12 protein-coding genes and 1 pseudogene are annotated in these 12,012 nt (G+C 61.8%); 6 read left to right on the plus strand and 7 right to left on the minus strand.

Annotated features, from left to right (window positions below):
• Positions 1 to 107: 107 nt before the first annotated feature.
• The 7 genes from AB1462_RS12990 to AB1462_RS13020 form a co-directional block, all read right to left on the minus strand.
• Complete coding sequence (locus tag AB1462_RS12990) at positions 108 to 446, minus strand: Na+/H+ antiporter subunit G (RefSeq protein WP_069076526.1); 339 nt, start codon at positions 444 to 446, stop codon at positions 108 to 110.
• Positions 443 to 721 (minus strand): K+/H+ antiporter subunit F, encoded by a 279-nt coding sequence (locus tag AB1462_RS12995; RefSeq protein ID WP_005789171.1) that lies wholly within the window; start codon positions 719 to 721, stop codon positions 443 to 445. Before AB1462_RS12995 ends, AB1462_RS12990 begins: the two co-directional genes overlap by 4 nt.
• Entirely contained in the window at positions 718 to 1,206 is a 489-nt protein-coding gene (locus tag AB1462_RS13000) for a Na+/H+ antiporter subunit E (protein WP_090402722.1), read from the minus strand. Before AB1462_RS13000 ends, AB1462_RS12995 begins: the two co-directional genes overlap by 4 nt.
• Complete coding sequence (locus AB1462_RS13005) at positions 1,203 to 2,885, minus strand: monovalent cation/H+ antiporter subunit D (protein WP_090402724.1); 1,683 nt, start codon at positions 2,883 to 2,885, stop codon at positions 1,203 to 1,205. Before AB1462_RS13005 ends, AB1462_RS13000 begins: the two co-directional genes overlap by 4 nt.
• Positions 2,882 to 3,226 (minus strand): Na+/H+ antiporter subunit C, encoded by a 345-nt coding sequence (locus tag AB1462_RS13010; RefSeq protein WP_003192163.1) that lies wholly within the window; start codon positions 3,224 to 3,226, stop codon positions 2,882 to 2,884. The genes AB1462_RS13005 and AB1462_RS13010 overlap by 4 nt, the downstream gene beginning before the upstream one ends.
• A complete protein-coding gene (locus tag AB1462_RS13015; RefSeq protein WP_315339240.1) occupies positions 3,226 to 6,147 on the minus strand; it encodes a monovalent cation/H+ antiporter subunit A in 2,922 nt (973 codons plus the stop codon). The genes AB1462_RS13010 and AB1462_RS13015 overlap by 1 nt, the downstream gene beginning before the upstream one ends.
• A gap of 181 nt (positions 6,148 to 6,328) precedes the next feature.
• On the minus strand, positions 6,329 to 7,258 hold the full coding sequence (locus tag AB1462_RS13020) for a DMT family transporter (RefSeq protein WP_090402728.1): 930 nt from the start codon (positions 7,256 to 7,258) through the stop codon (positions 6,329 to 6,331).
• A 92-nt stretch (positions 7,259 to 7,350) separates the two neighbouring features.
• On the opposite strand from AB1462_RS13020, the gene AB1462_RS13025 reads away from it, so the two are divergent.
• The 6 genes and pseudogenes from AB1462_RS13025 (at position 7,351) to AB1462_RS13050 (ending at position 11,956) form a co-directional block, all read left to right on the plus strand.
• Positions 7,351 to 7,914, plus strand: a complete 564-nt coding sequence (locus tag AB1462_RS13025) for an XRE family transcriptional regulator (RefSeq protein ID WP_323147036.1) — start codon at positions 7,351 to 7,353, stop codon at positions 7,912 to 7,914.
• Between the two features lie 153 nt (positions 7,915 to 8,067).
• Entirely contained in the window at positions 8,068 to 8,412 is a 345-nt protein-coding gene (locus AB1462_RS13030; protein WP_315339238.1) for a hypothetical protein, read from the plus strand.
• Between the two features lie 220 nt (positions 8,413 to 8,632).
• Positions 8,633 to 8,785: pseudogene (locus AB1462_RS13035) on the plus strand (pyridine nucleotide-disulfide oxidoreductase); the annotation flags it as partial.
• Positions 8,786 to 9,018: 233 nt separating this feature from the next.
• Complete coding sequence (locus tag AB1462_RS13040) at positions 9,019 to 10,215, plus strand: SfnB family sulfur acquisition oxidoreductase (RefSeq protein ID WP_090402732.1); 1,197 nt, start codon at positions 9,019 to 9,021, stop codon at positions 10,213 to 10,215.
• An 11-nt stretch (positions 10,216 to 10,226) separates the two neighbouring features.
• Positions 10,227 to 10,553 carry an acyl-CoA dehydrogenase gene (locus tag AB1462_RS13045; RefSeq protein WP_259193310.1) on the plus strand — a complete coding sequence of 109 codons (327 nt, stop codon included), beginning with the start codon at positions 10,227 to 10,229 and terminating at the stop codon, positions 10,551 to 10,553.
• A complete protein-coding gene (locus AB1462_RS13050) occupies positions 10,553 to 11,956 on the plus strand; it encodes an LLM class flavin-dependent oxidoreductase (protein WP_367246815.1) in 1,404 nt (467 codons plus the stop codon). Before AB1462_RS13045 ends, AB1462_RS13050 begins: the two co-directional genes overlap by 1 nt.
• Positions 11,957 to 12,012: the final 56 nt, after the last annotated feature.

A 12,012-nucleotide genomic window follows, 5' to 3' on the forward strand; every position in this document is an offset into this window, starting at 1 on the left:
TTGAGCATAGGAGCAGTCAGCTCATCTGTAGCTGACCACCGCCATCGGGAGCAAGTCGAATCGTCGCACCGCCTCTCCCACATTTTTAACCGTGTTCGCCTCAGCGCTCAGCGGCGGCTGCTGACCTCGGCCGGTACATCATCACCAGCCATACGCTTGCGGAACAGCGCCGTACGGGCCAGCAGCAACGTGGTCACCGGCACGGTGATCGACAGCAAAATCGGAATCAACCAGCCGTGCAACACCGGCCCGGACTTGAGCACCGAAAAATAGATAATCGACGCCAACGCCACACTCCACGCGCCCAGCGTCGAGGCCAGTGCGGGCGGGTGCATGCGCTGGAAGAAGTCTTTCATGCGCAGCAAGCCAATCGCGCCGATCAGGGCGAAGACGCTGCTCAACACCAGTAGGACCGCGACGACGATTTCCATCCATAACGGCATCATTCAATCACCTCGCCACGCAGCAGGAATTTGGCCAGGGCAAACGAGCCCACGAAGCCGAACAGCGCGATCAGCAATGCCGCTTCAAAGTAGGTGTCACTGGCATAACGAATACCCAGCACCAGCATCATCAACATTGCCAGGATGTACAGGTAGTCCAGCGCCAATACGCGGTCCTGGGCCGACGGGCCTTTGAACAGGCGGATCAACGTCAGCACCATGGCCAGGGAGAACAGGAACAGGCTGAACAGGATCGCATTGGAGAGCAGGGCGCTCATTCGAAGATCTCCATCAGGGGTCGCTCGTAGGTGGTCTTGAAGTGCTCGATAAACGGCGCTTCATCCTCCAGGTCGAATACGTGCAGCAGCAGGATGCTGCGGTCCAGCGCCAGTTCCGACCAGATGGTGCCGGGGACCACGGTGGTGATCATCGACAGGGCGGCGAGGCCGTTGGGGTCGCGCAGGTCCAGGGGGATTTTGACGAAGCGCGAACGCGGTGGGCGCGAGCCGCATATCAGCACGCCCCAGGCCACTTGCAGGTTGGAGACGATCACGTCGCGACCGACCACGAAGAACAGGCGGATGATCACGCCGGGGCGGCGGATGCGGATCGGCAGCGGTCGCAGCGGCGCCATCAGCAGCGGTGCAAGGAAGCCCAGCAGCGCGCCCAGCAGCAGGTTGCCGGGGCTGACGGACAGGTTCAGCACCAGCCACAGCAACCACAACGCCAGGGACAGCCACGGGGCAGGCAACAAGCGCTTCATGGTTGCACCTCCAGCGCGGCGGTCTTGGCTTCGGGGCTTGGGACCGGGCGGGTCGCCATCACCGCCATGACGTAGTTCTCCGGATTGTTCAGGCTCTGGGCGGTGGCCTGGGTGTAGCGCATCAGCGGCTCGGCCTTGAAGGTCAGCAGGATACTCAGGCCCAGCAGGAAGAAGATCGGCACGCACTCATAGCGGCGCAGCAAAGGCGATGGGCGTTCTTCCGGGGTCCAGAAGCGCTGGATGCCCAGGCGGGCGAAGGCGATCAGCGAGGCCAGGCCGGACAGGATCAGCAACGCCATCAGGCCCCATGCCGCAGGGCGGATCGGGCCTTCCTGGCCACTGCCCAGGCCCAGGGGATTAACCAGTGCACTCAACAAACTGAGCTTGCCGATAAACCCGGACAGCGGCGGCATGCCGATAATCAGCAGGGCGCAGGCGACAAAGCTCAAGCCGAGGAAAGCCATGGTCCAGGGGATTACCTGGCCGACCACGGCTTTCTGCTCGTCATCCAGGTTGACGCCAGGACGCGGATGCAGCGACTCCATGGCCTTGGGCAGTGCGTCGATCTCTTCATCCAGCGGCAGGTCGTTGGCCGAGCGCGAACGCTCGATCAATTCGGCCAGTAGGAACAGCGCGCTCAGCGCCAGCGTGGAGCTGACCAGATAGAACAGCGCCCCGGCGGTCAGGCTTGGCTGGGCGAAACCGATGGCCGACAGCAGGATCCCGGCCGAGACCAGGATGCTCAAGCTGGCCATGCGCTCCAGCCGCTGCGCCGCCAGCATTGCCAGCGCCGCGCAGATGATCGTGGCCATGCCGCCGTACACCAGCCAGTCGCCGCCAAACAACGCCGAAGCGCCGGCCTGGCCGGAGAATAGCAGGGTCCACAAGCGCAGCACGGTGTACACGCCGACCTTGGTCATGATCGCAAACATCGCCGCCACCGGCGCACTGGCCGAGGAGTAGGCGGGGGCCAGCCAGAAGTTCAGCGGCCACATGCCGGCCTTGGCCAGGAACGCGGTGGCGAGGATCGCCGCACCCGCATGCAACAGGCCACGATCCGCCTCGGGCACCAGTGGGATTTTCAGTGCCAGGTCGGCGAAGTTCAGCGTGCCGGTAACGCCGTAGATCATCGCCGCGCCAATCAGGAACAGCGACGACGCCAGCAGGTTGATCGCGATGTAATGCAGGCCCGACGACACCCGCGCCCGGCCCGAGCCGTGCAGCATCAAGCCGTAGGACGCCGCCAGCAGCACCTCGAAGAATACGAACAGGTTGAATAGGTCCGCCGTGAGGAACGCGCCGTAGAGGCCCATCATCTGGATCTGGAACAGCGCATGGAAGCTGGTGCCGGCACGGTCCCAGCGGGCCATGGCGAACAGCAGCGCGCTCACGCCGATGATCCCGGTGAGCACCAGCATCAGTGCAGAGAGTTGGTCGACCACCAGCACAATCCCGAACGGCACCTGCCAGTTGCCCGGAAGGTATACGCCAATCGAGCCGGGGCCGCCTTTTTGCGTCCAGTACAACAGCAGGATCGCGATGCCCAGGCCGATGACGCTGGAGAACAGATTGATCTTGGCCTTCAGCGGGCGGCGTTTTTCGCCGAGCATCAGCATCAGGGCGGCGGTGAGCAACGGCAGCAGGATGGGGGCGACGATCAGTTGGTTGACCCAATTCATTCCTTGGGCTCCCGGCCGTCCACATGGTCAGTGCCGGTCAGTCCCCGTGACGCCAGCAGCACCACCAGGAACAGCGCAGTCATGGCGAAGCTGATCACGATCGCCGTGAGCACCAGGGCCTGGGGCAGGGGGTCGGTGTAGTTGAGCAGGTCTTGCGGCACGCCGTCCTTGATGATCGGCTCCTTGCCGATAAACAGGCTGCCCATGCTGAAAATGAACAGGTTGACCCCGTAGGACAACAGGCACAGGCCCATCACCACCTGGAACGTCCGCGGCCGCAGGATCAACCAGACGCCGGAGGCCGCCAGGACCCCAATGGCAATTGCGATGACTTCTTCCATCAGGCGGCTCCTTCGGTGGCGGCGACTACTTTGGCCTGGTTGCTCGGTTTATGCGCGCGCACCGACTGGTGCCCGAGGGCGGTGAGCATCAGCAGCGTCGAGCCGACGACCATGGCGTACACGCCGACGTCGAAGAACAAGGCGCTGGCGATATGAATATCGCCCAGCAGCGGCAGGCTGAAGTGCCAGGTATGGGTGGTGAGGAACGGGTAGCCGACAAACAACGCGCCGATCCCGGTCAGCGTCGCCGAGAACAGGCCGAAGCCCATCCAGCGCATCGGCCGCAGGCTCATCTGCGCCTCGACCCACTGGGTACCGGCGACCATGTATTGCAGGATAAACGCCACCGACATCACCAGGCCCGCGACAAACCCGCCGCCCGGTTGGTTGTGGCCGCGCATGAACAGGTAGAACGACACCACCACTGCAATCGGCAGCAGCAGGCGCACCAGCACCGCCGGCACCATCATGAAACCCAGGGCGGTGTCGCTGGCCTGGCGCGGGTTGACCAGGTCGGTGGCCACGTCCGGTGCCAGTTGGCGCTGTTGCGCGGGCAGTTGCATGCTTTCCTTGGACGGGCGGAAGCGCCGCAGCAGGGCGTACACGGTCAGCGCCACGGCGCCGAGCACGGTGATTTCGCCCAAGGTATCGAAGCCACGGAAGTCCACCAGCATCACGTTCACCACATTGCTGCCACCGCCCTCGGGCAGGGCGCGGCTCAAGTAGAACGAGGAAATATCGTTAGGCGTCTGGCGCGTCAGCATCGCGTAGGACAGCAGCGCCATGCCGCCGCCCACCACGGTGGAGAGCAGGAAGTCGCGCACCCGGCGAATCCGCGCCTTGCGCAAGGTATTGGGCAGTGGCCACACCTCTTCGATCCGTCGTGGCAACCAGCGCAGGCCGAGCAGGATCAGTACCGTGGTGACGACTTCCACCACCAACTGGGTCAGCGCCAGGTCGGGTGCCGAGAACCACACGAAGGTGACGCAGGTCATCAGGCCGCACACGCTGACCATGGTCAGGGCCGCGAGCCGGTGGTACTTGGCTTGCCAGGCGGCGCCCAGGGCACAGGCAATAGCCAGCAACCACAGGGTGACGAATACGATGGAGCCCGGGATCTTCGGCCGGTCGCCCCAGGTAAGGCCGCTGTTGAGCATCGGGATCATGGCGCCGATCACTGCGACGATCACCAGCAGGAACAATTGGGTTTGCAGGCGCTTGGTGCTGATGCGTTTCTCGATCTTGCGCACCCCACGCATCATCACCACCAGGCTGCGCTCGAAGCCGCGCTTGCCGTTGAAGTAGCTGATGATCGGTGGGTACTTGAAGCGGCCACGCTTGAGTTGCTTGCGCAGCAGCAGGTAAAGCACCACGCCACCGGACATGGCCACCAGGCTCATGATCATCGGCGCATTCCAGCCGTGCCAGATCGCCAGGCTGTACTCCGGCAGCACGCCACCGACCACCGGCAGCGCGGCGGCGGCGAGGATCGAACCGACCACCTGGGCCGGGAAGATGCCCACCAGCAGGCAGGTAAACACCAACAGCTCAACCGGCGCGCGCATCCAGCGCGGCGGCTCGTGAGGCGTATGGGGCAGGTCGGTGGCGGGCGGGCCGAAGAACACATCGACCGTAAACCGCAGGGCGTAGGCCACGCTGAACGTACCCGCGATGGTGGCGATCACCGGCAGGGCGATTTCCACCCATTGGGTCGCCGAGATAAACACCGTTTCGGCGAAGAACATCTCTTTGGACAGGAAACCATTGAGCAACGGCACGCCGGCCATGGATGCACTGGCAACCATGGCCAGGGTCGCGGTAAACGGGATCAAGCGCACCAGGCCACTGAGTTTGCGGATGTCCCGCGTGCCGCTTTCGTGGTCGATGATGCCCGCCGCCATGAACAGCGAGGCCTTGAAGGTGGCGTGGTTGAGGATATGGAACACGGCTGCGACGGCGGCCAGGGGACTGTTGAGGCCCAGCAGCAGGGTGATCAGCCCGAGGTGGCTGATGGTGGAATAGGCTAAAAGGCCCTTGAGATCATTCTGGAACATGGCGCAGTAAGCGCCGAGGAGGAGGGTGAGGGCGCCGGCACCGCCGACGATCCAGAACCATTCTTCGCTGCCGGACAGCGACGGCCACAGGCGGGCCAGCAGGAACACGCCGGCCTTCACCATCGTTGCCGAATGCAGATACGCCGACACCGGCGTGGGGGCCGCCATCGCGTGGGGCAGCCAGAAGTGGAACGGGAACTGCGCGCTTTTGCTCAGGGCGCCGATCAGCACCAGCGCGAGCATCACCGGGTACAGCGAATGTGCGCGAATCTGGTCGCCGGCAGCCAGCACCAGGTCCAGGTCATAGCTGCCGACGATATGCCCCAGCAGCATCACCCCGGCCAGCAGGCACAGGCCGCCCGCGCCGGTGACCATCAGCGCCATATAGGCACCGCGTCGCGCATCGGCGCGGTGGTGCCAGTAGCCGATCAACAGGAACGAGAACAGGCTGGTCAGTTCCCAGAAGAACACGATCTGGATCAGGTTGCCGGAAATCACCAGCCCGAGCATGGCACCCATGAAGGCCAGGAAAAACGCGAAGAAACGCGGCACCGGATCGTCCGGCGACATGTAGTAACGCGCATACAGCGACACCAGCGTGCCGATGCCGAGCACCAGCATCGAGAACAACCAGGCGAACCCATCCATGCGCAAGACGAAATTCAGGCCGAGGCTGGGCAACCACATGAATTCTTCGCGGATCACGCCACCGTGGGCGATCAGGGGGTAGAGCAGGGCGACTTGAACGGTTCCGACCAGGGCCACGAGGCCAGCCAGCAGGGATTCGGTGTTACGTGCATTATGCGGCAGCAAGGCCGCCAGACAGCTGCCAATGAACGGCAGAAGCAGTAGAACTATCAGGGACATAGGCTTCTAATCTGCGGGAGTTTGGGATGCATCATACGTGCCGCTTTCACGATCACCAAACGGCAAGATGTGGCAGGATCCTACAGAGGCAGTGGAAGGCGGCTACAAGCGGCAAGCTGCAAGATAATAGCCGACCGCGTATTTCTTGCAGCTTGCAGCTTGCAGCTTGCAGCTTAAAGCATCACCTGCGACTCTCCGGTTCAACTTCGGCCTCGGCATCGACAACTTTCGAGCTGCTCCTCTTCATCTCACTCACAATCACCGCCACCACAATCAACGCCGCACCCAGCATCGCAATCGGCGGGAACCGCTCGCCGGCGATCCGCCCGACTACCCCTGCCCACACCGGCTCACCGGCATAGATCAACGTGGCCCGTGTCGGCGAAACGCTCTGCTGCGCCCAGTTCATCGCGACCTGGATCACCGCACTGGTCAGGCCCAGGCCCACCGCGCTGAACAGCAGCAGCCACGAAAACCCTGGCAGCGCCTCACCCATGGGCACCACCATCAGGAACGACAGCAGCGACGCGGTAGCCAGTTGCACCACCGTCACCCGGCGTACGTCCACCTGCCCGGCAAACGCACTGATCAAAATGATCTCGGCCGCAATCGCTATCGCGCCGATCAATGTGGCGATTTCACCGGGGCTGAAATTCAACGAGGCACCGGCAGGACCGGTCAACAACATCAACCCGGCAAACGCCAGCATGATGCCGATGCTCGGCATCAACCCCGGACGACGGCCCAGCACCAGCCACTGTAATAAAGGTACGAACGGGACATAGAGCGCGGTGATGAACGCCGACTGGCTGCTCAAGATCGTCTGCAGGCCAATGGTCTGCAAGCCGTAGCCGAACATGATCGCCACGCCGATGAACACGCCGGCCTTCAGTTCGAACAACGTCAGGTCGCGCAAGGTACGCAAGGAAAAGAACCCCACCACAATCGCCGCCGCCGCAAAGCGCAGGCCCACGAAAAACATCGGCCCGCTGACGGTCATGGCATGCTGCACCAGCAAAAACGTGCCGCCCCAAATCATGGTGATAAACACCAGGATGCATTCGGCTTTGCTGAAGCGGTTGAAACGCGACGGGGAGTTCGGGGTAGTCATGGCGGCTCGGTCTTGCAAGGGAAAGGCACGGACCGCACAATGCGCCGCACGCTGGGCAGTATACTGCGCACACCCACCCATTGAGCAATATAGTGCACAAAGAAAATCCACAACGGGCCTCGGTCCTGCAGCACGTCAGCCAGAACGTTCGTCGCTTGCGCCACGCCGCCGACCTGAGCCAGACCGCGCTCTCGGAAAAGTCCGGGGTCAGCCGGCGTATGCTGGTGGCCATCGAGGCCGGGGAGAAGAACGTCAGCCTGTCCACCCTCGACCGCGTGGCCGAAGCGTTGGATGTGGCGTTCAGCGACCTGATCCAGGCGCCGGATGCACCCGACCACAGCCGCATCAACGAACTGGCCTGGGCCGGTGAAATTGCCGGCAGCAAGGCGGTGTTGCTGGCCAAGGCCACCGCGCGGCGCGAAGTCGAGTTGTGGGAAATGCGCCTGGAGCCGGGGGACCGCTACAGCCCTGAGCCAGACCCGGAAGGCTGGAGCGTGCAGGTGTTCGTGTTCGAAGGCAGCTTGACGTTGGTGGTGGGCGAGCAGGAAAACGCCATCAATGCCGGCGAATTCTTCATGTTTTCCAGCCACCAGCCTCATTCTTATCGCAACCCAGAGGGTGTGGTAGTGCGGTTCGTGAGAAATATAGTGATCTGACGATCACTGTTATTTATGCCTGTCAACTGTCAGGTTTCACAGCTTATTTTCTTTGGATAGGGGGATTAGAGTCGGTATTGCCATTCAATAAGTTGATTCATGCCAAACCAGTGAATGTTGAGTGGTTTTTATAATCTCATGGAGGAAATACTGATGAAAGCAAAACACCTATCCAGGGAACAGCTGTTACCCGCTCCAGAAATTAGACCCTCTCATGGCAATACTGTGAAGTACATTGAGGTGATCGGTGGCAAAGGCCGGATTGTTATTCCGCAGTATCCAGGGATATCGATAGGGCATAAGATTTACTGGAGTGTGAAAGGGAACGGTACTGAATTTTCCGTGATCACCGTTGAGAAGTTGGAACCCTCTTATGAGGCTGTTTTAAAGTTTGCTATCGTATTCGATTCGGAGTCCGTCTTTGCCAGTTATTTTGTTATGCTCGATGATGAAGTACTGGGTTACTCTCATGAGAGTCCATATATCGTGTTGAGATGATCCTGGATTGCTATATGCTGGTGGTTCCAATACTCAGGGCCATCGCCCTGAGTATTTAAGTTGGGTATCGAATGAATCGCAAGGTCGTAGTCTTCGAAAGGTCCAACTGTTTACGGCACCACACTGTTGGGGTAATTGTTTCTCGGCTTGGCCGAATAGTCCCGCATTTCTTTCGACTATCTGGTTTTATTGAAAGTCCCGCTATAACTCCGATATGCCATCCCTCAACGGCAACGCCGCGCGCATGAGCGTAGACCCGGACAACGCCGACGACCTCACCCAATGGCTTACCGATTGCATCGCCGCCGACCGTTGGCTGGAGTCGGCCGAGCAGCCGGTGCCGATCAGCGAGCTGTTCCCGCCGCGCGGGGTTGTTCGCCAGCCACCGACCCCATGCCTATCGCAATGACGGCCACGTCGCCGTGCGCTTCGTACGCAACGGGGCGATCTAACTGTTTACCAGCCAACAGTGGATGGACACTTTGCTGGTTTGAAACCGCGGTTGTACGTCTGTTTACGCAGCAACCGCCTGATTTTACTGACGATTAAATTCAGGCACGACTCCTGCAATCACTCCAGTATCCCATCGGAGCCTGGAGTCGGCCCATGTCTGCCCACCCTCAACAACCTGCCCATATCATCCGCTCGGACGCGGAGGCCATCGAGGTCGCCAAGCGCCTGGCCGAACGCTTTGCCGTCGACGCCAGCGAGCGTGACCGTGAGCGTCGCCTGCCTGTCGCCGAGCTTGACGAATTTTCCGCCAGCGGCCTGTGGGGCATCACCGTTCCCAAGGCCTATGGCGGCGCCGAGGTGTCCTATGTGACGGTGGCCGAGGTGATCAAGTTGATCTCCGCCGCCGACCCGTCTTTGGGACAAATTCCGCAGAACCATCTGGGCGTAGTGGACATCCTCGTGCAAACCGCCACCGAGGAACAAAAGCTCCACTACTTCGGAAAAGTCCTGGCGGGTTATCGCTTCGGTAACGCCTTCTCCGAGGCCAAGAGCAAAAACGCCGGTACCTTCGATACCCAGATCCGCTTTCACGGCGACACCGCGCAAATCAACGGCGAGAAGTTCTACTGCACCGGCGCGTTGTTCGCGCATATCGTGCCCACCGTGGGTAATAACGAAAAGGGTCAGGCGTTCATCGGCCTCGTCGAGCGCGATGCGCCAGGCCTTACCGTCATCGACAACTGGGACGGCTTCGGCCAGCGCACCACCGCCAGCGGTGGTGTGACCCTCGACGGCGTGACCGTGCCCTTGAGCGCGGTGATTCCCGCCCACCTGGCGTTTGACCAACCCACGGCCGATGGGCCGATTTCGCAAATCATCCAGGCCGCCGTTGACACCGGCATTGCCCTCGGCGCCCTTGAACAGGCAAAAATCTTCGCGCGCCAGGCCCGCCCGTGGATCGACAGCCAGCAGGATCACGGCTGGCAGGATCCATTCACCATCGCCGCCATCGGTGATCTGGAATGGCGTGTGCACGGCACCGAAGCCATCCTCGCCAAGGCCGGCCTGGCTGTCGACCGGGCCCTCGCCGAACCGAATGAAGACACGGTTGCCCAAGCCTCGCTGGTGGTCGCCCAGGCCAAGGTCCTGTCGGCCGAAACCGCGTTGCTCGCCAGCAGCAAACTCTTCGAACTGGCCGGGACCCGCTCGGTCACCGCCAAGCACAACCTCGACCGCTTCTGGCGCAACGCGCGCACCCACACCCTGCACGACCCGGCCCGCTGGAAATACCACCTGATCGGCAACTTCGTGCTCAACGGCGTGAAACCTGCGCGCCACGCCTGGAACTGAGGACCTGACCCATGACCGCACTGACGCTCGCACGCCAACTGCTGGACAGCACCCGTCGCCACGTCGAAAAAAGCGATGACCCCTACGTGATCAGCCGCTTCGGCGATTTGCAGATCCGCGTCGACGTGGCCGCTGCCTTGCTTGAACGCGCCGACACCCATCCCAGCCCGGTGGCCGCCACCGAAGCGCAGATCGCTGCCGCCGAGGCCCTTATCGCGGCCAGCAACGCTGAGTTCGAACTGACCGGCCAACGCACCGCGCTGCCACCGACCCTGGATGATCCGTTGCGCTGGAAGTACCAGGTCGTCGGCAACTACCACCTCAACGGAGTGCTGTGATGTCCCGTGAAATCCGCTTGAACGCCTTCGACATGAACTGCGTCGGCCACCAATCGCCGGGCCTGTGGGCACATCCGCGTGACCGCTCGTGGCAGTACAAGGATCTTGAGTACTGGACCGACTTGGCGAAGATCCTCGAGCGCGGCAAGTTCGACGGCCTGTTTATCGCCGACGTACTGGGCATCTACGACGTGTACAACGGTAATGGCGACGCGGCGATTCGCCAGGCGACCCAGGTGCCGGTCAACGACCCGTTGTCGCTGATCGCACCGATGGCGCTGGTCACCGAGCACTTGGGTTTTGGCCTGACCGCGTCGCTGTCGTTCGAACATCCGTATCCGTTTGCGCGCAGGCTCTCGACCCTCGACCACCTGACCAAGGGCCGCATCGGCTGGAACATCGTCACGTCCTACCTGGAAAGCGGCGCCAAGAACCTTGGCCAGAAAGCCCAGACCGAACACGATGCGCGCTACGACTACGCCGAGGAATACCTAGAGGTCTGCTACAAACTCTGGGAAGGCAGTTGGGAAGAGGGCGCGGTACTGCGTGACCGTGAACGGCGGATTTTCAGCGATCCAAGCAAAATCCACGAGATCCGCCACGTCGGCAAACACTTCCAGGTACCCGGCATCCACCTGTGCGAACCGTCGCCGCAGCGCACGCCGGTGCTGTACCAGGCCGGTGCCTCCAGCCGTGGCAAACAGTTCGCCGCCGAGCAGGCCGAATGCGTGTTCGTTGCCGCGCCGTCCAAGGTGTTGCTGAAAAAGACCGTCGCCGACATCCGCCGCCGTGCGGCCGAAGCCGGGCGCGACCCGAAGAAAATCCTGATCTTCAACTTGCAGACGGTGATCGTCGACGAGACCGATGCCAAGGCCAAGGCCAAGTTTGACGAGTACAAATCCTACGTCAGCTATGAAGGTGCGATGGCGCTGATCTCCGGCTGGACCGGGATCGATTTCAGCCAGTTCAAGCCGGATGAACCGCTCAAGCACGTGCACACCAATGCGATTCAATCGGCCGTGGAAGCCTTCTCTACGGCGGACCCGAACAAGGTCTGGACCCCCAACGAACTGGCCGATTGGGTCGGTATCGGCGGCTTTGGCCCGCTGTTCGTCGGCGGCCCGCAGACCGTCGCCGACCTGTTGCAGGAGTGGGTCGAAGAGACCGACGTCGACGGCTTCAACCTCGCCTATGCGCTGACTCACGAAACCTTTGTCGACGCCGTCGAGTGGCTGGTGCCGGAGTTGCAGAAGCGCGGCGTGTACAAGACCGAATACGCCCAGGGCACGTTGCGCGAGAAGTTGTTTGGCGACGGTGCAAGGTTGGGCTCGAACCACCCGGGCGCCGGCTACCGTGATCTATCAGGCTCACATAAAACCAATGTGGGAGGGGGCTTGCCCTAATGCCAGTCAGTTAAGGAGGAACACTGTAACTGTGGCGAGCGGGCTTGCCCCCTCCC

Source organism: Pseudomonas sp. SB113, assembly GCF_040754745.1.
In the GTDB taxonomy this organism is placed as follows: domain Bacteria; phylum Pseudomonadota; class Gammaproteobacteria; order Pseudomonadales; family Pseudomonadaceae; genus Aquipseudomonas; species Aquipseudomonas grimontii.